This window comes from Microbacterium oryzae (assembly GCF_009735645.1).
Taxonomy (GTDB): Bacteria; Actinomycetota; Actinomycetes; order Actinomycetales; family Microbacteriaceae; genus Microbacterium; species Microbacterium oryzae.
Genome location: NZ_CP032550.1, coordinates 2309027 through 2332233, shown reverse-complemented (window position 1 = coordinate 2332233; position 23207 = coordinate 2309027). Strand labels below are relative to the sequence as shown.

The 23207-nt window shown below is 71.6% G+C and carries 20 protein-coding genes; 8 read left to right on the top strand and 12 right to left on the bottom strand.

All coding sequences use genetic code 11. The features are described 5' to 3' along the window. The first annotated feature begins 31 nt into the window (after positions 1-31). Both D7D94_RS10930 and D7D94_RS10925 read left to right on the top strand, forming a co-directional pair. The gene (locus tag D7D94_RS10930; RefSeq protein WP_156242633.1) at positions 32-1093 is read left to right on the top strand and encodes a D-cysteine desulfhydrase family protein; all 1062 of its coding nucleotides are present in this window, start codon (positions 32-34) and stop codon (positions 1091-1093) included. A 44-nt stretch (positions 1094-1137) separates the two neighbouring features. After that, positions 1138-1893, top strand: coding sequence for a Pr6Pr family membrane protein (locus tag D7D94_RS10925; RefSeq protein WP_173024302.1), 756 nt, complete (start codon positions 1138-1140; stop codon positions 1891-1893). Between the two features lie 27 nt (positions 1894-1920). Here the strand turns inward: D7D94_RS10925 and D7D94_RS10920 are convergent, their stop codons facing one another. Further along, entirely contained in the window at positions 1921-2631 is a 711-nt protein-coding gene (locus D7D94_RS10920) for a ZIP family metal transporter (protein WP_156242632.1), read from the bottom strand. 89 nt (positions 2632-2720) lie between these two features. Here D7D94_RS10920 and argG point away from each other — a divergent pair, with 89 nt between their 5' ends. From argG to D7D94_RS10910, 3 genes are all read left to right on the top strand, one after another. Continuing rightward, a complete protein-coding gene (gene argG / locus D7D94_RS10915; protein ID WP_156242631.1) occupies positions 2721-4139 on the top strand; it encodes an argininosuccinate synthase in 1419 nt (472 codons plus the stop codon). A gap of 370 nt (positions 4140-4509) precedes the next feature. Beyond that, on the top strand, positions 4510-4602 hold the full coding sequence (locus tag D7D94_RS14560; protein WP_425486971.1) for a VOC family protein: 93 nt from the start codon (positions 4510-4512) through the stop codon (positions 4600-4602). Between the two features lie 161 nt (positions 4603-4763). Beyond that, positions 4764-7049 (top strand): immune inhibitor A domain-containing protein, encoded by a 2286-nt coding sequence (locus D7D94_RS10910; protein WP_156242630.1) that lies wholly within the window; start codon positions 4764-4766, stop codon positions 7047-7049. 96 nt (positions 7050-7145) lie between these two features. Here D7D94_RS10910 and D7D94_RS10905 read toward each other — a convergent pair whose 3' ends face one another. The 3 genes from D7D94_RS10905 to D7D94_RS10895 form a co-directional block, all read right to left on the bottom strand. Further along, entirely contained in the window at positions 7146-7817 is a 672-nt protein-coding gene (locus tag D7D94_RS10905) for a methionine ABC transporter permease (protein WP_156242629.1), read from the bottom strand. Continuing rightward, complete coding sequence (locus tag D7D94_RS10900) at positions 7814-8845, bottom strand: methionine ABC transporter ATP-binding protein (protein ID WP_156242628.1); 1032 nt, start codon at positions 8843-8845, stop codon at positions 7814-7816. Before D7D94_RS10900 ends, D7D94_RS10905 begins: the two co-directional genes overlap by 4 nt. A 75-nt stretch (positions 8846-8920) precedes the next feature. Beyond that, entirely contained in the window at positions 8921-9838 is a 918-nt protein-coding gene (locus tag D7D94_RS10895) for a MetQ/NlpA family ABC transporter substrate-binding protein (protein WP_156242627.1), read from the bottom strand. Between the two features lie 147 nt (positions 9839-9985). Here D7D94_RS10895 and ald point away from each other — a divergent pair, with 147 nt between their 5' ends. Beyond that, positions 9986-11083, top strand: a complete 1098-nt coding sequence (gene ald / locus D7D94_RS10890) for an alanine dehydrogenase (RefSeq protein WP_156242626.1) — start codon at positions 9986-9988, stop codon at positions 11081-11083. A gap of 6 nt (positions 11084-11089) precedes the next feature. Here ald and mnhG read toward each other — a convergent pair whose 3' ends face one another. From mnhG to D7D94_RS10860, 6 genes are read right to left on the bottom strand one after another with little or no spacing between them, the layout of a single operon-like run. Continuing rightward, complete coding sequence (gene mnhG, locus D7D94_RS10885; protein WP_156242625.1) at positions 11090-11446, bottom strand: monovalent cation/H(+) antiporter subunit G; 357 nt, start codon at positions 11444-11446, stop codon at positions 11090-11092. Beyond that, positions 11443-11709 (bottom strand): MrpF/PhaF family protein, encoded by a 267-nt coding sequence (locus tag D7D94_RS10880; RefSeq protein ID WP_156242624.1) that lies wholly within the window; start codon positions 11707-11709, stop codon positions 11443-11445. The genes mnhG and D7D94_RS10880 overlap by 4 nt, the downstream gene beginning before the upstream one ends. After that, positions 11706-12296: a Na+/H+ antiporter subunit E gene (locus tag D7D94_RS10875; RefSeq protein WP_156242623.1), complete on the bottom strand. Its 591-nt coding sequence runs from the start codon at positions 12294-12296 to the stop codon at positions 11706-11708. The genes D7D94_RS10880 and D7D94_RS10875 overlap by 4 nt, the downstream gene beginning before the upstream one ends. Then, positions 12293-13849 (bottom strand): Na+/H+ antiporter subunit D, encoded by a 1557-nt coding sequence (locus D7D94_RS10870; RefSeq protein ID WP_156242622.1) that lies wholly within the window; start codon positions 13847-13849, stop codon positions 12293-12295. The genes D7D94_RS10875 and D7D94_RS10870 overlap by 4 nt, the downstream gene beginning before the upstream one ends. After that, entirely contained in the window at positions 13846-14397 is a 552-nt protein-coding gene (locus D7D94_RS10865) for an NADH-quinone oxidoreductase subunit K (RefSeq protein WP_156242621.1), read from the bottom strand. The genes D7D94_RS10870 and D7D94_RS10865 overlap by 4 nt, the downstream gene beginning before the upstream one ends. Further along, positions 14394-17321: a Na+/H+ antiporter subunit A gene (locus D7D94_RS10860; RefSeq protein WP_156242620.1), complete on the bottom strand. Its 2928-nt coding sequence runs from the start codon at positions 17319-17321 to the stop codon at positions 14394-14396. Before D7D94_RS10860 ends, D7D94_RS10865 begins: the two co-directional genes overlap by 4 nt. 159 nt (positions 17322-17480) lie before the next feature. Here D7D94_RS10860 and nucS point away from each other — a divergent pair, with 159 nt between their 5' ends. Continuing rightward, complete coding sequence (gene nucS, locus D7D94_RS10855; RefSeq protein ID WP_156242619.1) at positions 17481-18176, top strand: endonuclease NucS; 696 nt, start codon at positions 17481-17483, stop codon at positions 18174-18176. Positions 18177-18213: 37 nt separating this feature from the next. Here nucS and D7D94_RS10850 read toward each other — a convergent pair whose 3' ends face one another. After that, positions 18214-18816: a TetR/AcrR family transcriptional regulator gene (locus tag D7D94_RS10850; RefSeq protein ID WP_173024301.1), complete on the bottom strand. Its 603-nt coding sequence runs from the start codon at positions 18814-18816 to the stop codon at positions 18214-18216. A gap of 72 nt (positions 18817-18888) precedes the next feature. Here D7D94_RS10850 and D7D94_RS10845 point away from each other — a divergent pair, with 72 nt between their 5' ends. Beyond that, positions 18889-20109, top strand: a complete 1221-nt coding sequence (locus D7D94_RS10845; RefSeq protein WP_156242617.1) for an FAD-dependent oxidoreductase — start codon at positions 18889-18891, stop codon at positions 20107-20109. A gap of 14 nt (positions 20110-20123) precedes the next feature. Here the strand turns inward: D7D94_RS10845 and D7D94_RS10840 are convergent, their stop codons facing one another. Further along, a complete protein-coding gene (locus D7D94_RS10840) occupies positions 20124-23132 on the bottom strand; it encodes an alpha-mannosidase (RefSeq protein WP_156242616.1) in 3009 nt (1002 codons plus the stop codon). Positions 23133-23207: the final 75 nt, after the last annotated feature.

Below are 23207 nucleotides of genomic sequence, written 5' to 3'. Positions count from 1 at the left end.
GGGTGCCGGCTCTCGCCCTATGCTGGCCGTCATGACCGTCGACGAGCTTCTCGACCCGCTGTTCCTCGAGGTCACGGACCCCGCCCTCCGCGACCTGCGCACGCTGCGGGAGGACCTCGCCGTCACGCCGACGCCCCTGCAGCCGCTGGATCGGCTGCGCGATCACCTCGGCGGCGGCCCGCGCCTCTGGGTCAAGCGGGACGACCTGACGGGGCTCGCACTCGGCGGCAACAAGACGCGCAAGCTCGAGTACCTCCTCGCCGATGCCCGCGCGCAGCGGGCCGACGTGCTCGTCACGGTGGGTGCCGGCCAGTCGAACCACGCCCGGCAGACGGCCGCGGCCGCCGCACGCGCGGGCCTCGAGGCCGTGCTCGTGCTGCGCGTCCCTCAGGACGCGACGCCCGAGTACCGGACGTCCGGCAACATCCTCCTCGACCGCGCCCTCGGCGCCGAGGTCGTGCTCGTGGAGGAGAGCGCAGACGATCCGCACCCCGAGCTCGCCGCGGCCGACGCCGTCGTCGCGCAGCTCCGGGCGGACGGCCTGCGCCCCTACCTCATCCCGACCGGCGGGTCGACGGCGATCGGCGCCCTCGGCTACGTCGAGTCGTATGCCGAGATCGTCGCCGCGGGCACCGCCTTCACCGAGATCGTCTTCGCCAACGGCAGCGCGGGCACACAGGCCGGCCTGCTCGCCGGGCGCGAGCTGCTCGCGGACAGCGACCGCCCGCGCATCCACGGCGTCGCGGTGTCCCCCGAGGCCGACGAGCTCGCGGCCGCGGCGACGGCGATCGCCACGGAGACGCTGGCGTTCTTCGGGCGGGAGCTCTCGGAGCCGGCCGTCGTCGACGACGAACATGCCGGCCCGGCCTATGGCGCGCTCACCTCGGGGGCGATCGAGGCCATCCGCCTGTTCGGCCGCACCGAGGGCATCCTGCTCGACCCGGTCTACACAGGAAAGGCCGCGGCGGCCCTGCTGCATCGCATTCGCTCCGGGGCATATACGGGCGACGAGGACGTGCTGTTCCTGCATACGGGAGGCGCCCCCGCGCTGTTCGCCCACGCTCCGGCGCTCACCGCCGCATTCACCGCCTGACCGGGTGTGCAGACCACCGGGCGTGAACGGCTAGAGTCGGAAAAATGACAGCAGCCGCGACCACGAGCGCGGTCAGGAAGACCCCCTCCCGCAGGTGGACGAACGCCTGGCAGATCGCCCGCGTCGTCATCGCCGTGGGTCTCGTGTCTGCCATGACCGTGCAGCTCGTCAGGACCATCGAAGACGCGCACTCGCGAGGGCCGGTGTTCGCGTCCCACATCCCGACGATCGTGGTGAACTTCTTCAGCTACTTCACGATCGAGTCCAACCTCGCGGCGGCCATCCTCTTCGTCGTCGCGGCCGTATGGGCCTGGCGGCATGGGCACGGGGCAGCGCAGGAGCCAGCCTGGATCTCGACGCTGTTCGCGTGCGTCTCGACGTACATGATCACGACGGGACTCGTGTACAACGTGCTGCTGCGCCCCATCGAGAATCCCGACACCCGCATCGGATGGGCCAACGAGCTGCTGCACGTCATCTGCCCGCTCTTCCTCCTGCTGGATGCGCTGGTCGCGCCGCACCGGCGGCCCGTGCCCTGGAAGGTGATCCCGGCGATCGTGTCGTACCCGCTCGTGTGGGCGGTGTACACGCTCATCCGCGCGAACTACGTGAGCGACCCGGTCACGGGCACGGCGTGGTGGTACCCGTACCCCTTCCTCGACCCGAACCTGCAGGGCGGGTTCGGAGGCGTGGTGTTCTACATCGTGGCAATCGCGATCGGCATCTGCGTCGTGGGCGCGGGGGTCATCTGGGCCTTCCGCCGTCGCGGCGCCGCCGAGCGGATGGCCGCGGCCGAGTAGGGCGGATGGCCACGGCCATCCCGCAGGTCAGCCCGCGAAGGCGAGGGCGGCCGCCCCCGCGAAGCCGAGCACGGTGGCGAGGCCGGTGACGTCCTTCGCGCGCTCCTGGGCCTCCGGCACCATCGAGTCGACGAGCATGACGAGAAGCGCCCCCGCGGCGAAGCCGCTGGCCGCCGCCCGCACGCCGTCCGTCGCGATGTCGGCGAGCAGGAAGCCGACGACCGTCGCCGCGGCGCAGACGACGGCGACCGCTCCCCACAGACTCAGCACCCGCCCGCGCGAGGTTCCCGCGTCGCGCATCTCGGAGGCCGATCCGATCGACTCCGGCAGGTTCGATACGACGATGGCGAGGACGAGCGCGACGCTGACGCCCTCCCCGGCGGCCAGCCCGATGCCGAGCACGAGCTGCTCGGGGATGCCGTCCAGCAGCGCCCCGATCGCGAGCGGTGCGCCGGCCGCACCGGAGCCGCCGCGACGTCGCGTCCACCGATCGACGACGCGGTCGGCGAGGAAGTAGGTGAGGGCGCCCGCGGCGACGCCGATGGCGAGCGCGACCGGTCCGCCGACGCGCAGCCCCTCCTCCCACAGCTCGTAGGCGATCGAGGCGATGAGCGCGCCCGCGCCGAAGCCGAGGATCACGCCCAGCAGCCGGGGCGGCCAGCTCCTGACACCCGCCAGCACCGCTCCCACGATCAGCGGCGCGGCGCCGACGACTCCCCACAGCACGCTCTCCCACATGCCTCCCACTTTCGCGCACCGCGCGGGGGGCGAGGGCGGCGAGAGGCATGGTGACGGGCGCGGCACGGCGCGCATCTAGGATGGAACCCATGTCGAAGGTCCTGGAATCCCTCCCCGTCGGCGAGCGCGTCGGCATCGCCTTCTCCGGGGGTCTCGACACCTCCGTCGCGGTCGCGTGGATGCGCGACAAGGGCGCTGTCCCGTTCACCTACACCGGTGACCTCGGCCAGCCCGACGAGGACGACATCGAGTCGATTCCCGGCCGCGCCCTCGCCTACGGCGCCGAGGCCTCGCGCCTCATCGACTGCAAGCCGCTGCTCGTGGAGGAGGGCCTGTCCGCCCTCGCGTGCGGCGCCTTCCACATCCGCTCCGCCGGTCGCACCTACTTCAACACCACGCCGATCGGGCGCGCCGTCACCGGCACCCTGCTCGTGCGCGCGATGAAGGAGGACGGCGTCGACATCTGGGGCGACGGCTCCACCTACAAGGGCAACGACATCGAGCGGTTCTACCGCTACGGCCTGCTCGCCAACCCGCGCCTGCGCATCTACAAGCCGTGGCTCGACGCGCAGTTCGTCGCCGAGCTCGGCGGGCGCAAGGAGATGAGCGAGTGGCTCGTCGCGCACGACTACCCCTACCGCGACTCCGCGGAGAAGGCGTACTCGACCGATGCCAACATCTGGGGCGCGACGCACGAGGCGAAGACCCTCGAGGAGCTCGACGTCTCGCTCGAGACCGTCGAGCCCATCATGGGCGTGCGCTTCTGGGACCCGTCGGTCGAGATCGAGACCGAGGACGTCACCGTCACGTTCGAGGCCGGCCGCCCCGTCGCCCTCAACGGGCAGGAGTTCTCCGACCCGGTCGCGCTCGTCTTCGAGGCCAACCGCATCGGCGGCCGCCACGGTCTCGGCATGAGCGACCAGATCGAGAACCGCATCATCGAGGCGAAGTCGCGCGGCATCTACGAGGCGCCGGGCATGGCCCTGCTCTTCATCGCCTACGAGCGTCTCGTCAACGCCATCCTCAACGAGGACACCCTCGCCACCTACCACGAGCAGGGTCGCCGCCTGGGCCGCCTCATGTACGAGGGACGCTGGCTCGAGCCGCAGTCGCTCATGCTGCGCGAGTCGATCCAGAAGTGGGTGGGGTCGACGATCACCGGCACCGTCACGCTGCGTCTGCGTCGCGGCGAGGACTACACGATCCTCGCGACGGATGGCCAGGGCCTGTCGTACGCGGCCGAGAAGCTCTCGATGGAGCGGGTCGGCGACGCCGCCTTCGGCCCCACCGACCGCATCGGCCAGCTCACCATGCGCAACCTCGACATCGCGGACTCGCGCTCGCGCCTGGAGGGCTACGTCTCGCGCGGCCTCATCGGCGGCACGACCGGCGAGCTCATCGGCGCCCTTGAGAAGGGCGAAGCCGACGAGATCAGCGCCGGCGGCGAGCACGACGAGGCGCTGGACGCCGCGGGCGAGTCCGCCGCGTTCGACACCGGCACCGACTGACGCGTTCCTCACGAAGGGCGGCCCCTCCTCGGAGGTGCCGCCCTTCGTCGTTCTCGTTCGGTGGCGGGGAGGGGGTCCATACGACCCGCATCACGCCAGAACCGCACCACCGAAACTCGCGCCATCCGACTCGGTGGTGTCGAAGTCGCCGATACAACCCCCATAACGCGAGAACCGCACCACCGAAACTCGCGCCATCCGACTCGGCAGTGCGGAAGTCGCCGATACGACCCGCATAACGCCAGAACCGCACCACCGAACCCCCGGCACACCAGCCTGCAGCGCCCTTCCGCGGCTCGGAGGGGCGTGCCATCCTCCGGACGAGCTGCGCGGCTTCTTCGACGCGCTCACCGCGGGCGGAACGGTCGTCGTGCCGTTCGCGCAGGCGCCCTGGGGCGACTCCTTCGGCATGCTCGTCGACCCGTTCGGCGTGCACTGGATGGTCAACAGCGCGACCTCCTGACGTCCACCGGGCTTCTTCGACACGCGATGCGGAGCTTCCCGGGTCTCGTGACTGTGAAAGTAATGTGAGCACACCGCGAAGACTCCGGGAGCCGCACTGCGACTTCCCGACGCGGCTTCCGACGATCACAGCGGTCGCCGGTTCCCACCTCCGGAGGAACAGTGAAGACACGCACCACCTGCGCGCTCGGCACGGCAGCGATCCTGCTGGCCGGCACGCTCCTTGCTCCCACCGCGGCATCCGCGGCCCCGGCCCCCCTGGAAGGCGCACAGGCCCACGAGCAGAGTCACAACCGCCCCGACCCCCTCGCCGAGAAGCGCACGGCGACGAAGCAGAAGGCGGCGCAGCTCGTCGCCACGGGAAAGGCCCAGGTCAAGAGCAGGGGCCAGGGCAAGCACAAGAGCAAGGTCGTCGAGCTGAAGCCCGGCGAGTACGTCGAATACGGCACGGCCGAGACCGCTCAGCTCTTCACGATCCTCGTGGAGTTCGGCGACACCGTCGACCCGCGCTTCCCGGATGCCCCCGCCGGCCCCGTCCACAACGAGATCCCCGAGCCGACCGCCGAGGACAACTCCACCTACTGGCTCCCCGACTTCTCGAAGGCGCACTACGAGGACATGTTCTTCGGCGAGGGCGAGTCGATGCGGGGCGTGTACGACGAGATGTCGTCGGGCCGCTTCGACCTCGAGGGCGGCGTCTCGGACTGGGTCCGGGTGGCGAACAACGAGGCGTCGTACGGCCAGACGGAGTCCGCCGACGACATGACCCGCTTCATCCAGGACACCGCGAACGCCTGGTACGACGCGCAGGTCGCGGCGGGGAAGACGCGCGACCAGATCGTCGCCGAGCTGCAGAGCTACGACGTCTGGGATCGCTACGACCTCGACGGCGACGGCATCATCAACGAGCCCGACGGGTACATCGACCACTTCCAAGCGCTGCACGCGGGCCCCGGCGAGGAGGCCGGCGCTCCGGAGTCCGCCATCTGGTCTCACCGCTGGTCGGTGGGGCAGGATGGCGTGGGCGAGTGGGGTCCGTCGGCCTACCTACCGCTCGGCGGCGTGCAGATCGGCGACAGCGACATCTGGATCCGCGACTACACCACCGAGCCGGAGAACGGCGGCCTCGGGGTCTTCGCGCACGAGTTCGGCCATGACCTGGGTCTGCCCGACTACTACGACACCGCGGGCGGCGACAACGGCACCGCGTACTGGACGCTGATGAGCTCGGGATCGTGGCTCGGCCACGGCGACGGCGCCATCGGCACCACCCCGAATCACATGGGTCCGAACGAGAAGCTGTTCCTCGGCTGGCTCGACTACGAGGTGGTGGAGCGCGGCACGAGCGAGAGCGTCGACCTCGGCCCGTCCTTCCACGCCAGCACGCGCGGCGCACAGGCCGCGATCGTGGATCTGCCCGAGGGCGAGGAGTTCATCGAGGTCGGCGACGCCGCTGAGGGCAGCAAGCAGCTGTTCTCGGGCTCGGGCGACGACCTCGACAACACCGCCACCAGCCCCGCCTTCACGGTGCCGGCGGGCGGCTCGCTCACGGCGCAGGTGAACTACGACATCGAGCAGGACTGGGACTACGCCTACCTCGAGGTGTCGACCGACGGCTCCACCTGGACGCCCGTGCAGACGAATCTCTCGACGAGCGAGGACCCGAACGGCCAGAACGCGGGCTTCGGCATCACCGGCGCCACCGACGGCTGGACCGCGCTCACCGCGGACCTGTCCGCCTACGCCGGCCAGACCGCGCAGGTGCGCTTCCGGTACTGGACGGACGTCGCGGCCACGCACCCGGGCTTCCGGGTCGACGCCATCGCCGTGGGCGACGCGCTCGCGACGGATGACGGCGCGAGCGACTGGACGCTCGACGGCTTCAGCGTGATCGAGGGCGGCGGCTACCTGCAGCCGTACAGCCACTTCTACATCGCGGAGAACCGCGCGTACGGCGGGTACGACGAGGTGCTGCGCACCGGGCCGTACAACTTCGGATGGCCGCTGACGAGCCCCGACGGGGTCGAGCACTTCCCCTACCAGGACGGCCTGCTCGTCTGGTACGTGAACGGCCTCTACGCCGACAACAACACCTCCGCGCACCCCGGCGGCGGGCAGGCCCTGCCCGTCGACGCCCGCGCGAAGGCGCTCACGTGGTCCGACGGCACGATCGCCCGCAACCGCATCCAGGCGTTCGACGCGACCTTCGGCAGCCAGAAGACCGATGCGATCTCGCTGCACCGCGAGACCGAGGCCGGCATGACGACGCTGACCGTGCCGTCGCAGAAGGCGATCCGGGTCTTCGACGACAGCGACCCGAACGCCTACTACGACGCCGCGAACCCGCAGAACTCCGTCATCGTCGGCGGCACCGGCACGACGATCGAGGTCAAGGGCGCCAACAAGAACAAGGGCACCATGACCGTGCAGGTCGACGCGGCCGGCTGAGTCCAGCAGAGAAGCGGATGGCCGCGTCCCCGGTTCCGGGGGCGCGGCCATCCGCTTCTGTCCGTCGGTCGCGGACGTCGACGGCTTACGAGCGCGTCAGCGGCGGAGGATGCGCCGCGCGAGCACGTTGCCGACCGCCTGGACGATCTGCGTGACGATGATGATGACGACGAGCGCGCTCACCGTCACGACCCAGTCGAACTGCCGGTAGCCGTAGGCGATGGCGTAGTTGCCGAGCCCCGTGCCGCCGATCATGCCCGCCACGGCCGACATGTCGATGATGGCGATCGTGGCGAACGTGTAGCCGAGCACGAGGGGGCCGAGGCCCTCGGGCAGGATCACCGTGAGGATGATCCGCCACGGGCCCGCGCCCGTCGACCGCGCGGCCTCGATCACGCCGGTGTCGACCGTGACGAGGTTCTGCTCCACGATGCGCGCGATGCCGAAGGTGGCGGCGATGGAGATCGCGAAGATCACCGCCTCGTTGCCGATGCCCTTGCCGACGATCGCGCGCGCGAGGGGCTGCAGAGCAGCGATGAAGATGATAAACGGGATGGGCCGGAACGTGTTCACGAGGACGTTCAGCACCCAGTAGACGACCGGCTGCTGCAGCACGCCGCCGCGGCGCGTGACGGTGACCGCGGTGCCGATGATGAGCCCGGCGATGCCGCCGATGACGAGCGCCGCGGCCACCAGCCACAGCATGATGCCCGTCTGCTCGAGCAGATCCGGGTAGATGTCGCCGACCTCGTCGATGATGTCGCTCATGCCGCCACCTCCGCCACGGTCACGCCCTGGCCCACCTCGGCGAGCGCGTCGCGCACCGCCTGCTCGTCTCCACGCACCGCGATGGTGAGGAGCCCGTAGACCCGGCCCTGGATGTCGTCCACCCCGCCGTGCACGAGGTTGAAGTCGACGCCCGCGCGGGCGAGCGCGCCGAACACGCGCGCCTCGGTCGCGCCCTCGTCGGTGAACGAGATGGTGAAGAAGCGGCCGTCGTGCTGCGCGCGGAGCGCCGCGAGCGCGTCGCCGTCGGGCAGCGCGCGGACGACCGTGCGCACGAAGCGCTTGGCGGTCTCCGTCTGCGGCCGCGTGAACACGTCGTACGTCTCCCCGGCCTCGACGACGCGGCCGCGCTCCATGACGGCGACCTTGTTCGCGATGCGGGCGATGACGTCCATCTCGTGCGTGATGACGACGATGGTGATGCCGAGTTCGCGGTTCACCCGACGCAGCAGGTCGAGCACCTCGTCGGTGGTCTCCGGGTCGAGCGCGCTCGTCGCCTCGTCGGCCAGGAGGATGCCGGGGTTCGCGGCGAGCGCTCGGGCGATGCCGACGCGCTGCTGCTGGCCGCCCGACAGCTGCTCGGGATAGGCGCCGGCCTTGTCGGCCAGCCCGACGAAGTCGAGCAGCTCCGCGACCCGCTTCGTCCGCTCGGCCCTGGCCATCCGGCCCACCTCGAGCGGATACGCGACGTTGCCGCTGATCGTCCGGGAGCGCAGCAGGTTGAACCGCTGGAAGATCATGCCGATCCCCTGCCGCACCTCGCGCAAGCGGCGCTCCGGGATGGCCGTGATGTCGGTCCCGTCGACGTCGATCGACCCGGCGGTCACCGGCTCCAGCCCGTTGATGAGCCGCACGAGGGTCGACTTGCCCGCGCCCGAGTAGCCGATGATGCCGAAGACGTCGCCGCGCTCGATCTCGAGGGAGACCCCGTCGACGGCGACCACGGCGTCTCCGCCCCGCCGCGGCGGCGGATAGCTCTTCGTGACGTCGGAGATCGTGATGTGCGGCATGTGTCCTCGGCTCGGTGGAAGCGCGATACGCGGGCGGCCTCGGGCCACCCGCGTATCGTACCCGCTGGGGTCGTGTCAGCCGGCGTTCTTCGCCTGCTCCTGGACCTCGGCCAGCGACGACTGGAGGTCCTCCTTGGGCGTCTGCACGAACTCGGCCGTGCCGCTCGCGGACTCCTGGGCGCCGTCGAGCACGTCCTGGTTCGTCTGGTAGATCTCGACGAGCTTGTTCAGCACCTCGTCATCGACGTCCTCGGCGCGGGTGGCGAAGATGTTGATGTAGGGGAACGCCGACGGGTCGGCCGGGTCGTCCGACGCGATCGCGTCGTCACCGGTGAGGTTCGCGTTCTGCAGGAAGTCGTTGTTGATGATCGCCGCGGCGACATCGGGCAGCGACGTGGGGATGAGCGAGGCGTCGAGGCCCTCGACCTTCACGCGGGAGGAGTCCTCGATGTCGTCGAGCGTCGAGAACGGGCTGCCGCCGTCCTTCAGCTCGATGAGACCGGCGGACTGCAGCACGAGCAGGCCGCGGGCCTGGTTCGTGGTGTCGTTGGGGACGATGACCGTCTCGCCGTCGGGGATGTCCGCGACGTCGTCGTACTTGTCGGAGTACAGGCTGAGCGGGTAGATCGCCGTGGAGCCGATGGGCTGCAGGTCGTCGCCGGCGGCGTTGTTGTAGTCGGCGAGGTAGAGGATGTGCTGGAACTGGTTCATGTCCAGCTCGCCCTCGCTGAGCGCGGGGTTCGGCTGCGTGTACTCCGTGAAGTCCACGAGGTCGACGTAGATGCCCTCCTCCTCGGCCGCGTCGACGAAGACGTCCCAGTACGGCTCGCTGGCGCCGACGACGCCGAGCTGCACGGGCTGCGCCTCGCTGCCGCGCTCGTCGGATGCGGCCGATGCGCCGGCGTCGGCGTCGCCGCCGTCGGATGCGCAGCCCGCGACGGCCAGGAGGCCGACCGCGAAGATGGGGGCCAGGGTGCGGATGCGGAATGCCATGTGAAGCTCCTCGGGTGCAGGGATTCCACGGTAGGCAGAGCGGCCGCCGTGACGCGAACCGAGCGACACAGAATGCAACACCTGCGGCGGTTTTCCTGCCACGATCGAGGGGATGGCCCACGAGGCCCGTTCGTCGAAGGAGACACCATGCGCATCGGCATCCCCACGGAGATCAAGAACAACGAGAACCGGGTGGCACTCACCCCGGCGGGGGCGGATGCCCTCGTGCACCGCGGACACGAGGTGCTCGTGCAGGCGGGCGCGGGAGCGGGCTCGCACTTCTCCGACGACGACTTCCGCGCAGCCGGCGCCCGCATCGTGTCCGACGCCGCCGAGGTCTGGGGCGACGCCGAGCTGCTGGTGAAGGTGAAGGAGCCCGTCGCATCGGAGTACGGCTACCTCCGCGACGACCTCACGCTGTTCGCCTACCTGCACCTCGCCGCCGACCAGCCGCTCACCGAGGCGCTCATGGCATCGGGAACGACCGCGGTCGCGTACGAGACCGTGCAGCTCGCCGACCGGTCGCTGCCGCTCCTCACCCCCATGAGCGAGGTCGCCGGGCGGCTCTCGATCGCGGTCGGCGCCTACCACCTCACCCGGCCGCAGGGCGGGCGCGGCATGCTGCTCGGCGGCATCGCGGGCGCCCCGCGCGCGCAGGTCGTCGTCATCGGCGGGGGCGTCGCCGGTGAGCACGCCGCGGCGAGCGCGCTCGGCCTCGGCGCGCAGGTCACCGTCATCGACGTGAACCTCGCGCGCCTGCGCGAGCTCGAGCACCGCTACGGCGGCGCGCTGCAGACCCGGCACTCCACGCGCTACGCCGTCGCCGAGGCGCTGCAGGGCGCCGATCTCGTCATCGGCTCGGTGCTCATCCCGGGGGCCGCGGCGCCCAAGCTCGTGACCGACGAGATGGTCGCGACGATGAAGCCCGGCTCGGTGCTCGTCGACATCGCCATCGACCAGGGCGGCTGCTTCGAGGGCTCGCACCCCACCACGCACGACGACCCCACCTTCCCCGTGCACGACGCGGTCTACTACTGCGTCGCGAACATGCCCGGAGCGGTGCCCGAGACGTCGACCCGCTCACTGACGAACGCGACGCTGCCCTATATCGGGGCGATCGCCGACCGCGGCTGGGACGGAGCGGCCGAGGCCGACCCCGCCCTCGCGAAGGGACTCAACGTGCGCGCGGGCGCGGTCGCGAACCCGGGCGTCGCTGCCGCCTTCGGGTTCGAGCTCGCGCGCTGACGGCGCCTACTGCGAGCGGCCGGCGTCCTCCGGTCGCTCGTCGTCGTCGGCCAGCTCGTCCGCGACGAGCGCGCCGGCGTCGATCGTGCGGTTGCGGTACGCCTGCCGCCCCACCATGTGCGCCGACAGCGGCGCGGTCGCCATCTGGATGACGACGATCGGCACGAGCATCGCCACCGCGGCCCACGACCGCAGCGACAGCCCTGCGGCGATCGCGATGAGCAGCAGCCCCAGCACCTGGGGCTTCGTCGCGGCGTGCAGGCGCGAGGGCACATCGCGGAAGCGCAGCAGGCCGATCGCAGCCGTCACGCACAGGAGCGCGCCGATGAGGACGAGCACGAGCGCGATCGTGTCGATGATCATCGGTCCTGCTCCTTCCGCGCGACGAAGCGGGCGACGGCGATCGAGCCGAACACGCCGATCGCGGCGATGATGAGCATGATCGGCAGCGTGCGGGTGTGCTGGTTGATGACCGCCTCCGCTCCCAACACACACAGCACGGTGGTGAGCAGCACGTCGCTCGCGACCGCGCGGTCCAGGATCGACGGGCCCACGACCATCCGGACGATCGTGAGACCGGCCGCAATCGCGAAGAGGGCGAGGATGGCGATGACGAGCGGGCTCATCGGGTCCCTTCCTGCGCGAGGCGCTGCTCGTACGCGGGAGCGCCCGAGCGGATGAGGGCGAGGTCGGCGCGGGAGCCGACCGCGCGCACGGCTCTGGCCTCCCAGCGGAGGGCGCTCTGGCGCTGGTGCTCGACGTCGTCCAGCGAACGCACGCCGATGACGTGGAGATAGAGCACGCGGCGCTCGCGGTCGGCCTCGACCACGAGCGACCCGGGGATGAGCGAGGTCGCCACGGCCGTGTGCGCCATGACGAGGTCGTCGTCGGTGCGCAGCGGCACGCGGATGATCGCCGCTCCCGGCTGCCCGGGCGTCACGGTCTGCCAGGCGACGGTGAGCGCGCCGCGGATGAGCGACGCCAGGAAGACGACGACGAAGAGCACGACGTGGCGCAGGCTGACGCGCCCCGACAGCTCCGCCGTCGGCAGGCGGAAGACCGTGGTGACGAAGACGGCGATGACGAGGCCGGTGACGGCGGCGAGCACCGTGAACTGGCCCCACAGCAGCATCCAGAGCACGACGAGCCAGAGGAAGAACGGCAGCTGCGTCCACAGCTGGCGCAGTCTCTGCCGCGGGCTGTCCGGGCTCATGAGTCGCCCTCCACGTCCTCGAGCTGCACGAGCGAGATCGGCTCGAGCAGCGACTGGCCGATGCGCTCGCAGACATCGTAGATCGGCCCCGCGAACACCGTCAGGCCGACCGTCACAGCCACCATGCCGACCGTCGCCGCCGTCATGATGTGCGGGATGGCCCGGCGCTCGCTCTCGTCGTCGGCCGCGGGGGCGTCGGCGAGGTGCTCGATGCGCGCCTCGGTCTCGCTGGAGTCCTCCTCCTCGCGCCAGAAGGCGAGGTTCCACGCCCGCATGAGCGCGTAGAGCGTCAGCAGCGACGTGATGATGCCGGCGGCGATGACGGTGAACATGAGGGGCGTGCCCACGCGCGCTGCGGCTTCGAACAGAGCGTACTTGCCGATGAATCCGGAGAACGGCGGGAGGCCGCCGAGGTTCAGCGCGGGGATGAAGTAGAGCGCGGCCAGCAGCGGCGCCGCGGTGAACAGGCCCTTCACGCGCAGGATGGAGGTCGACCCGGCGCGGCGCTCGATGAGGCCGACGGCGAGGAACAGCGTCGTCTGCACCACGATGTGGTGGACCATGTAGTAGATCGTCGCGCCGACGGCCTCCTCGGTCGCGATCGCGAGGCCGAAGATCATGTACCCGACGTGGCTCACGAGCGTGAACGACAGGATGCGCTTGAGCTCGGCCTGCGCGACGGCGCCCAGGATGCCCACGAGCATCGTCGCGAGCGCCACGATCAGCAGCGGCGTGTTCAGGTCGGACTCGTGGAACAGCTGCGTCTCGGTGCGGATGAGCGCGTAGACGCCGACCTTCGTCAGCAGGCCCGCGAACACCGCCGTGACCGGTGCGGGCGCCGTGGGATACGAGTCGGGCAGCCAGAACGACAGCGGGAAGACCGCGGCCTTGATCGCGAAGGCGAGGACGAGCAGAACGTGGATGACGAGCTGCACGTCCGACGGGAGCTCGACCATCCGCTCGGCGATCTGCGCCATGTTCACGGTGCCGAGGGCGCCGTAGATCACCGCGATCGACGACAGGAAGAGGATCGACGACACGAGCGAGACGACGATGTAGACGACGCCCGAGCGGATGCGCGCCTTGGTGCCGCCGAGCGTGATGAGCACGTACGACGCGACGAGGAGGATCTCGAAGCCGACGTAGAGGTTGAACAGGTCGCCCGCGATGAACGCGTTGAAGATGCCCGCCGCGAGGATGAGGTACGACGGGTGGAAGATCGACACCGGCGTCTCGTCGTCGCCGTCGGCCGCGCCCTGACCCACGGAGAACAGCAGCACCGCCAGGAGCACCGCGCTGGAGACCGCCACGAGCAGCGCCGCGAGCCGGTCGACGTACAGCACGATCCCGAAGGGCAGCGGCCATCCGGCGACCGACACCGCGAGCGGCGTGCCGAGGTCCACGGCGATGAGGAGCACGATGGCGAGCACGAACGTCACGCTGAGCGTGAGGATCGACACCGCCACCTGCAGGCTCCGACGGCGCCCGAAGATGAGCGTCAGCGCCGCCCCGAGGAGCGGGACGGTGACGAGGAGCGGGACGAGGTCGCTCACGGGGTGGGGTCTCCTCGGTCGTCGCGGTCGTCCCGCCCGCGTCGCGGACGGTCGACGGGTGCGTCGTCGTCGAGCGCGGACGCGTCGACGGCGTGCAGCAGCGTGATCGGCGACGCGTCGACGCCGACGAAGTCGGTGACCGACTCGTCGCCGGTCTCCGCGTCCTCCTCCTCGGCCTCGAGCGCGTCCTCGGTCTCGATGGCGACCGCGCGCAGCGAGACGTCGGACTCGTCGTCCTCGACCGTGTCGGCGCGGCCCAGCTGCCACGAGCGGTAGATGAGCGCGAGGAGGAACGCGCTCACGGCGAAGGTGATGACGATGGCCGTGAGCATGAGCGCCTGCGGGAGCGGGTCGCTCTGCCGCCCCTCGTCGCCGTGGAACGGCGACACGCCGGGGTACCCCATCACGGTGAGGAGGAGGAGGTTCGTGGCGTTGCCGAGGAGAAGGAACCCGATGAGCACGCGGGTGAGGCTGCGCTCGAGCATCGCGTAGACGCCGGCGGCGTAGAGCGCGGCCATGGTCGCGACGAGGGCGAACGAGGTGGTCATGTCGTCGCGCTCCCCTGCTCGGCGGCGGCGCGGCGCTCCTCGCGCAGCTGGCGGTCGACCTCGGCCCCGAGGCTGCGCAGCACGTCGAGCACGAGTCCGATGACGACGAGGTAGACGCCGATGTCGAAGATCGTGGAGGTGACGAATTCGACGTGTCCGAGCAGCGGCAGGTCGGCTTCCCAGACGCCTCGGGTGAGCGGATCGAGCCCAAAGAGCACCGGCACGACGGCGGTGCCGACGGCGAGCACCATCCCGAACCCCAGCAGCTGGCCGGCATCGCCGGGAGCGGCGACGCCGAGCTCGTATCGGCCGCCGGCGACGTACCGCATGACGAGGGCCATCCCCGCCACGAGGCCGCCCGCGAAGCCGCCGCCCGGCAGGTTGTGCCCGGCGAAGAGCAGGTAGAGCGAGACCACGATGATCGTGTGGAAGAGGATGCGGACGATCATCTCGAGGAGGATTGAGCGCGACTCCGCGCTCATCCGCTGGCCACCCACGAGCCACGCCCGCGGATGCTCGCGGTTCTCCGCGTTCTCCACCCGGATGCCGCCGGTGGTCTCCACGAGGAGGCGCCGACGCGCGGCTCGGCGCGCCGAGCGCGGCAGCCGCCGGGCGATGCGGTGCAGCGAGTCCGCGCGGTCGGTGACGAAGACGAGCGACGCGACGCCGGTGGCGGCGAGGACGAGCACCGAGAGCTCGCCCATCGTGTCCCAGCCGCGGAGGTCGACGAGGGCGACGTTGACGACGTTGCGGCCGTGGCCGATCTCGTACGCGAGCTCGGTCCATGCCGTCGAGACCGGCTCATGGATGCGCGCGCTGGAGGCGATGACCGCGACCACCGCCATGGTCACGCCCGCCGCGATCGCCAGGATGGCGCGGGCCACCGGGGCGACGGAGTCGTTGTGGGTGCCGAGGCGCGAGGGCAGCCGGCGCAGCACCAGGGCGAACGCGATGAGGGTGACCGACTCGACGAGCACCTGCGTGAGGGCGAGGTCGGGCGCCCCCTCGACGGCGAACAGCACGACCATCCCGAGGCCCGTCGCCGACACCAGCACGACGCCGGTGTAGCGCTTGCGCGCGCGGACGGCGAGGAAGCCGGCCACGATCATGAGCGGCGCGAGCGCGAGCTGCACCGGGTGCTGCCACGCGTCGAGCTCCGCGCGCCATTCCCCGCCCGCGAGGAGCACCGAGGCCTCGGCCGCGACGAGGACGACGAAGATCGTGCCGACGTACAGCGGCAGCGATCCGCGCTGGGTGAGCGACGTGACCGCGACCGAGAGCCGATCGACGCCGCGCGTGCTCGCGTAGTAGAGATCGGCGGCCTGGAAGGGGAGGACGCGACCGCGGACATCCCAGCGGGTGACGCGGACGAGCCAGAAGATCGCGGCGCCGCCGACGACCGTGACGAGCGACAGCAGCAGCGCCGGCTCCCACCCGTGCCAGAGCGCCAGGTGGTAGTGCCCCTCGCCGATCGCGGTGTCGGCGTAGTCGGCGAGCAGCGCGTCGAGCAGCGGCGCGACGAGCCCGCCGGCGAGCGCGAGGGCGGCGAGCACGAGCGGCGAGGTGAGGAAGCCGATCGGCGGGTCGGGCCACGGCGTGTCCTCGCGGAGCCTGCCCTCGGGGTCGCGCTTGGTCCAGAAGGCGCCCCACAGGAAGCGCAGCCCGTAGGCGAGGGTCAGCGCGGAGCCGATCACCACGCCGATGAGGGCCACGAGCGCCCAGGCGCTGCCCGCGAGCGCCTCGTCGAGGAGGGCTGTGAACGCGGCCTCCTTCGCGACGAAGCCCAGCGTGGGCGGCAGTCCCGCCATGGTGGCGATCGCGACCATGGACATCGCCGCCATCGTGGGGGCCTGGCGGCCCACGCCGCTCAGCCGCCGGATGTCGCGGGTGGAGAGCTGGCGGTCGATGACGCCGACGACGAGGAAGAGCGACGACTTGAACAGCGCGTGCGCGAGCAGCAGGGCGACGCCGGCGAGAGCGGTGTCGCGCCCGCCGTAGCCGATGATCGTCGAGATGAAGCCGAGCTGGCTCACCGTGCCGAAGGCGAGGATGCGCTTGAGGTCGGTCTCGCGCAGCGCCTGGACGCCGCCGAGGAGCATCGTCACGACGCCGAGCACGATGACGATCGGCCGCCACGGCCCCGCTTCGGCGAAGGTCGGCGCGAAGCGCGCGAGCAGGTAGATGCCCGCCTTCACCATCGCCGCGGCATGGAGGTACGCGCTGACGGGCGTGGGCGCGGCCATCGCGCCGGGCAGCCAGAAGTGGAACGGGAAGAGGGCGGACTTGCTCACGGCGCCGACGAGGAGGAGCACGAGCGCGACGTCGACGAGGGCGCCGGTCGGCGCGAGCTCGAGCATGCGGGAGATGCTCGTCGTGCCGGTCTCGACGATGAGGATGACCATCCCGATGAACATCACGAGACCGCCGAGGGTCGTGACGAGGAGGGCCTGCAGGGCCGCGCGGCGGCTGGCGGCGCGCGTGTGGTAGTGCCCGATGAGGAGGTACGAGAGGATGCTCGTCACCTCCCAGAACATGACGAGCATGACCGCGTCGTCCGTGAGGACGAGGCCGTACATCGCTCCCGCGAAGGCGAGGAGCACCGCCGAGAACTGCCCGAGCCCGGCGTCCTTGCCGCGGAAGTACACGCGGCAGTACGCCATGACGAGCGTGCCGACGCCGGTGACGACCAGCGTCAGGAGCCAGCTGAGCGTGTCCATCCGCATCGAGATGACGACGTCGAGCGGGCCGATCCAGCTGTATGACTCGAACGGAATGGAACCGTCGTGCGGGGTGATCGCGAGCGCGTGCACGAAGGCCGCGAGAGGGAAGAGCGCGCCGACCCAGAACACCCGCGCCCCGAGCCACTTAGCGAGCACCGGGAGCAGAAGCGACCCGCCCGCGAACAACGCCAGGAGTACGAGCATGGCTTCTCCTCTGGCTCGTCGCACGCGGCGGGTCAGGTGGGGGGTCAGCGTCCATTCTACGGGGCGGCGGGCTGGGGAGCGGCCAGATGACGCAAAATGCCGTCAACGGCATGCGTCGTGAGCGGTCGCGAGGCGAGGCGAGGCGGCTAGGCTCGTGCGGTGCGTCTCGTCATCGCCCGCTGCTCCGTCGACTACGCCGGTCGACTCCATGCGCATCTGCCCCTCGCCACCCGCGTGCTCATGCACAAGGGCGACGGGAGCCTGCTCATCCACTCCGACGGTGGGTCGTACAAGCCGCTGAACTGGATGAGCCCGCCCTGTCGCCTCGACGTCGTCTCACCCGACGAGGAGCTCGTCGCAGCCGGCGTCCTCGAGGTCTGGAAGGTCACGCACCAGAAGACGGGCGACGCGCTCACGGTGCGGATCCATGAGGTGCTGAGCGACACGCGTCACGACCTCGGCGTCGACCCCGGCCTCATCAAGGACGGCGTGGAGGCCGATCTGCAGCGGCTCCTCGCCGAGCAGGTGGACCTCGTCTCGGCCGGCGCCACGCTCGTGCGCCGCGAGTACCCCACGGCCATCGGCCCGGTGGACCTGCTCGTGCGCGACGCGGAGGGCGTGGCCATCGCGGTCGAGGTCAAGCGCCGCGGCGACATCGACGGCGTCGAGCAGCTCACGCGCTATCTCGAGCTGCTCGGTCGCGACCCGCACCTCGCGCCCGTGCAGGGCGTGTTCGCCGCGCAGGAGATCAAGCCGCAGGCGCGCGTGCTGGCGGAGGATCGGGGCATCCGCTGCCTCACCCTCGACTACGAGGAGATGAAGGGCATCGAGTCCGGCGTCCCCCGCCTCTTCTGAGCCCCGGGCGGAACCGCCCCCGCCGTCGAACCCGAGCTCACGCGGCAGCGGGCTCCAGCATCGCGCGCAGCAGTGCGGCGGGGGCGGACGCGGCGAGCGCCGTGCGCGTGGCCGGGGGCGCCTCGGTGAGCGCCCACTCATCGAGCCCGCGCAGGAGACCGAAGGCGGCCGCGGCGAGCGCGTCGACCGGCACATCATCGCGGACCGCACCGGATGCCACCCCCACGCGCAGCGCCTCGCGCACCCAGCCGTGGCCCGCCTCGAGCAGCGCGCTGCGGCCATCCGCCGTGCTGCCCGCGGGGAGGTAGAAGATGCGGCCGAGCATCTCCAGCGCGCGATCCGCTGCGGCGAGCGCGGTCAGCTCGGCGAGGACGTGCTCGACGAGCGGCCAGAAGTCGGCCCCCGCGAACTGCTCCGGCGGCGGCGGCGTCCAGCGGGCTCGCACGTCTGCGATGAGCGAGGTCACGACCGCATCGAACAGCTCCGCCTTCGATCCGGCCGCGTGATAGAAGGAGCTCTTGCTGATGCCCGCCGCGCGGACGATGCGATTCAGCGAAGCGCCCTCATACCCCTGCGCCGCGAACTCCGCGACGGTGGCCTCGATGAGGGCGTCGCGGTGGGGTCCCGTGAGCTGCGCCATCCGACGAGCGTACTGGACCAGCTGGTCCAGCCGGAGTAGCCTCGACTGGACCACCTGGTCCAAAGGAGGATCATGCTCACCGGCACCCCGCTCTCCGTTCAGCTCGCCGCGCAGCGCGACGACCGACTGCGCGTGCTCGTCGTCGGCGCGGGCATCGCCGGGATCACCGTCGCGCAGCTGCTTCGCCGGCGCGGCCTCCACCCAGTGCTCGTCGACCGGATGCCGGCGATGACGCATCCCGGCTACATGCTCGCGCTGATGCCCACCGTGGACCAGGCCCTCATCGACCTCGGCGCCCAGGAGCGCTACCGCGCCGCCAGCACGCCGCTCGCGCGCTACCGCTTCCACTCGCACCGCGGCCATCCGCTGCGGACGGACGCCCTCGGCGAGCAGCTGCGCGTGCACGGCGACTACAACGGCATCTCGCGCGGTGCCCTGATCGACGTGCTCACCGCCGACGGCTGCCCCGTGACGTGGGCGACGACGCTCGCGCGGGTCGACGACGGGGTCGCGCAGCTGGCGGATGGCGATGGTGCGGTCCGCGCGGAAGCCTCGTTCGACCTCGTCATCGGCGCCGACGGCGTGCGCTCGCGGATGCGCACCGTGCTCGGGGCCGCTCCGCCCGACGTCGTCGACCCCGGATGGTCGGGGTGGGTCTCGTGGACGGAGGACCGCGGCGAGCGCGGACTCGGCGAGGAGCTCTGGGGCGATGGCTTCTTCCTCGGCGTCTATCCCGTGAAGGACCGTCTCGGGGTCTTCCTCGGCGGCCCCGATGACGACCTCGCGGCGGGGCCCGCAGCGTTCGCCGCCTCCGTCCGACGTCGCGTCGACGCCCTCGACCCGCGACTGGCGGCGGCTCTCGACGCGGTGGTCGCGGATCCCGACCCGTACCTGTGGCGCCTGCAGGACGCCCGCACGCCGCGCTGGGTGATGCCGCATGGCATCCTGCTCGGCGATGCCGCCGCGGGGTTCCTGCCCACGGCGGGGATCGGGGCGGGGATGGCGATCGAGTCGGCTTGGATGCTCGCCCGCATGCTCGCCCACGCCGATCGCGGCACCCTGAGCGCCGTGCTCGAGGCCTGGGAGCGCATCGAGCGCCCGCGGGTGGAGCGGGCGCAGGCGAACTCGCGCGCACTGGCGAAGCTCATGTTCCGCCGCGGGGCGACCATCGCCTGGCTGCGCGAGACGACGATGCGCCTCTTGAGCGTGCGCGCGGCCCTCGGCCCGATCCTCCGGCTGCTCGACGAGCGCCCCGACCCCGATGCCGCCGCGCGCGCCGCCCTCGACCGCTGACCGGAGATGGGGATCTAGCGCGCGGGGACGAGGCGCAGGGTCACCAGCTCGAACGGGCGCAGGGCGAGCGCGAGCGGATCCGCGGGCTGATCGGGGAGGGCGCGCTCGAGCAGGTCCGTCCGCACGGCGCTCGCGATGTCGAACCCCAGCACGAGGCGCGCCGTCGCCCGCCCGCCGCGCGCCTCGTACACGCGCACGACGACGTCGCCCGAGCCGTCCTCGGCGAGCTTCACCGCCTCCACGAGCACCGAGGGCGCACCGTCCACTCGCACGAGCGGCGCGACGGCACGACCGCGGCGCACGCGGGGCGGCACGTTCAGGCGGTGCCCCTCGGCGACGGCGTCGAGAACGTCGCCCGTCGACAGCGCGTGCCGGAACACGTGCACGCCACGGTCGGCTTCGGGGTCGGGGTACACCGGCGCGCGCAGCAGCGACTCCCGCACCCGCGTGAACGCGCCGCCACCCGGGCGCGGCCGCCGCGTCACGTCGTGGCCGTACACGCGGTCGTTGGCGACGGTCGCGCCGAAGCCCGGCTCGTCCACGTGCACCCACCGGTGCGCCACGGTCTCGAAGCGCGCGGCGTCCCACGAGGTGTTCGCCGCCACCGGCCGCCGGATGTGCCCGAACTGGATCTCCGACGCCGCCGTCTCCGCCAGCAGGTCGAGGTCGAAGCCGAGCTTCAGCAGCTTCTGCCGCTCCCGCCAGTCGACGATCGTCTCGATGTCGAGCGCGCGGCCGTGCGGCGCCAGTCGCAGCCGCTGGTGCACGGTCGACGCGCCGATCTCGCGCGCCACGACGAGCACGTCGCCCTCCGCGCGCACCGCGACGACGCGGGCGGCCGGCAGCGGCGTGCGGGCGTAGTGACGGTCGATGTCCCACGCGTCCCACTGGTTCGGGGTGTCGCGGAAGAGCGCGAGCACGTTGGCGCGGCCCTCCGGCGGGATGGCCTCGCGAGCGGTCCGCAGGTCGACGAACGACGTGATCTCTCCCGCGTCGTCGACGACGACCCGCACCGCGTCGCTCTCGAACACGAAGCCGCGGCCATCCCGCCGAAGCGAGCCCCGGCCATCCGCTCGCGCGACCGCGGCGCCGAGGGCCGGAGCACCGTCGAGCGGCACCGAGGCCGCATTCCACACGACCTCGTCGTCGCCGTCGCCGCCGAGCACGGCGAGCGCCTCGTCGATGATCGACTCGAGGGCGGCGGCGACCTGCGCGTACCGCTCCTCCGCCTGGCGGTGCACCCACGCGATCGACGAGCCGGGCAGGATGTCGTGGAACTGCTGCAGCAGCACCGTCCGCCATGCCCCCTGCAGCGCCGCCGCGGGGTAGGGCGCACCGTGCCGGATGGCCGCGGTCGCGGCCCAGAGCTCCGCCTCGCGGAGGAGGTGCTCGCTGCGCCGGTTGCCCGCCTTCGTGCGCGCCTGCGAGGTGTACGTGCCGCGGTGGAACTCGAGGTAGAGCTCTCCCGACCACGTCGCCGGGTCGGGCAGCGCGGCCTTCGCCGCCGCGAAGAACGCATCGGGCCGCATGATCTCCACGCGCGGCGACCCCTCGAGGTCGCACTTCCGGCGCGCGGTCTCGAGCATCTCGCGTGTCGGCCCGCCGCCCCCGTCGCCGAAGCCGAACGGCACGAGCGAGAGGTCGCTGATCCCCCGCTCGGCGTTCTGGCGCTCGGCCCGATCGAGCTCGATCGCGCCGAGGTCGGAGCTGTACGTGTCGACGGGCGGGAAGTGCGTGAACACGCGGCTGCCGTCGATCCCCTCCCAGAGGAACGTGTGGTGCGGCATCGCGTTCGTCTCGTTCCAGGAGATCTTCTGCGTGAGGAAGCTGTCCGATCCCGACGCCCGCACGATCTGCGGCAGCGCCCCGGAGTAGCCGAAGGAGTCCGGCAGCCATACCTCGGTCGTCTCGACGCCGAGCTCCCGCAGGAAGTACCCCTTGCCCGCGACGAACTGCCGCACGAGCGCCTCCCCGCCCGGCAGGTTCGTGTCGGACTCCACCCACATCCCGCCGACGGGCACCCACCGCCCCTCCACGACGCGCTCGCGGATGCGCGCGAACACGTCGGGGTGATGCTCCTGCATCCACGCGTACTGCTGCGCGGACGAGGCGGCGAAGACGAGCTCGGGATGGCGGTCCATCAGGTCGAGGACGTTGGAGAACGTCCGCGCGCACTTGCGGATCGTCTCGCGCGTCGGCCACAGCCACGCGGAGTCGATGTGCGCATGCCCGACCGCGGCGACCCGATGGGCCGAGCCGGCCGCCGACGCGGCGAGCGCGGGCGCGAGCACGTCGCGCACGGCGGCCACGGACCCCGCGATGTCGTCGGGGTCGAGGACGTCGACGGCGACCTCGAGCGTGCGCAGCAGCCGCGCGCGCCGCAGTGACCGCTCGGGCAGCACGGCGAGGAGGCCCTCCAGCACCGCCCAGTCGCGCTCGAGCGCGGCGACCTCGAGATCGCGCAGAGCGAGGTCGATGCCGCCGAAGGAATACAGCGGCTCCTCCCCCGCCGTCTGCGGATGGCCGAGCGGCGTCTCGCGGAACGTCCACTCCTGCGCGATGTCGGGATTCGACGCCGCCTCGAGGAACACGTCGAACGCGGCACCCTCGCTCGCGGCGCCGTCGATCGGGACCCAGTCGTTCAGCGGCTCGATCCCCTTCACGACCCGGCCATCGGCCATCCGCACCAGCGCCTCGGCCTGGAAGCCGGGCTGCCCGCCACGGAAGCCCAGGTCGACGGCGAGCTCGACCGCATGCGTGCCGGCCGCCACGCGACGACGCCACTCCTCCGGAACCTCGCCGCGCACGCGCATCCAGGTCGTGCCCCACGCGCGGCCCCACCACTCCCCGCGCGCGAGCGGTCGGTAGGACCGGTCGCGCGCCTCCTCGAACGGCACCGGCTCGCCGGGCGCCTCCCAGGCCGCGACCGCCAGCGGCAGCCGCTCGGCGCGGACGGCCGGGACGACGCGGTCGCGATAGGCGCGGGCGATGCGGCGGACGAGCAGAGCGGAGTCGTCATGCATATCGGGAGACAAGCACGAGCGGATGGCCGACCGCGGGCGGCGCGCAGGGATCGCGGCAGGCCGCCCATCCGGGCC

Coding starts and splice junctions, on each gene's coding strand:
- D7D94_RS10865 (WP_156242621.1), bottom strand. CDS start 14,397: ATGACCACCTCGTTCGCCCTCGTCGCGACCATGGCCGCGCTCTACGCC.
- argG (WP_156242631.1), top strand. CDS start 2,721: ATGTCGAAGGTCCTGGAATCCCTCCCCGTCGGCGAGCGCGTCGGCATC.
- D7D94_RS10925 (WP_173024302.1), top strand. CDS start 1,138: ATGACAGCAGCCGCGACCACGAGCGCGGTCAGGAAGACCCCCTCCCGC.
- D7D94_RS10880 (WP_156242624.1), bottom strand. CDS start 11,709: ATGAGCCCGCTCGTCATCGCCATCCTCGCCCTCTTCGCGATTGCGGCC.
- D7D94_RS10840 (WP_156242616.1), bottom strand. CDS start 23,132: ATGCATGACGACTCCGCTCTGCTCGTCCGCCGCATCGCCCGCGCCTAT.
- D7D94_RS10845 (WP_156242617.1), top strand. CDS start 18,889: ATGCTCACCGGCACCCCGCTCTCCGTTCAGCTCGCCGCGCAGCGCGAC.
- D7D94_RS10930 (WP_156242633.1), top strand. CDS start 32: ATGACCGTCGACGAGCTTCTCGACCCGCTGTTCCTCGAGGTCACGGAC.
- D7D94_RS10920 (WP_156242632.1), bottom strand. CDS start 2,631: ATGTGGGAGAGCGTGCTGTGGGGAGTCGTCGGCGCCGCGCCGCTGATC.
- D7D94_RS10895 (WP_156242627.1), bottom strand. CDS start 9,838: ATGGCATTCCGCATCCGCACCCTGGCCCCCATCTTCGCGGTCGGCCTC.
- D7D94_RS10860 (WP_156242620.1), bottom strand. CDS start 17,321: ATGCTCGTACTCCTGGCGTTGTTCGCGGGCGGGTCGCTTCTGCTCCCG.
- ald (WP_156242626.1), top strand. CDS start 9,986: ATGCGCATCGGCATCCCCACGGAGATCAAGAACAACGAGAACCGGGTG.
- D7D94_RS10850 (WP_173024301.1), bottom strand. CDS start 18,816: ATGGCGCAGCTCACGGGACCCCACCGCGACGCCCTCATCGAGGCCACC.
- D7D94_RS10900 (WP_156242628.1), bottom strand. CDS start 8,845: ATGCCGCACATCACGATCTCCGACGTCACGAAGAGCTATCCGCCGCCG.
- D7D94_RS10905 (WP_156242629.1), bottom strand. CDS start 7,817: ATGAGCGACATCATCGACGAGGTCGGCGACATCTACCCGGATCTGCTC.
- D7D94_RS10875 (WP_156242623.1), bottom strand. CDS start 12,296: ATGAGCCCGGACAGCCCGCGGCAGAGACTGCGCCAGCTGTGGACGCAG.
- mnhG (WP_156242625.1), bottom strand. CDS start 11,446: ATGATCATCGACACGATCGCGCTCGTGCTCGTCCTCATCGGCGCGCTC.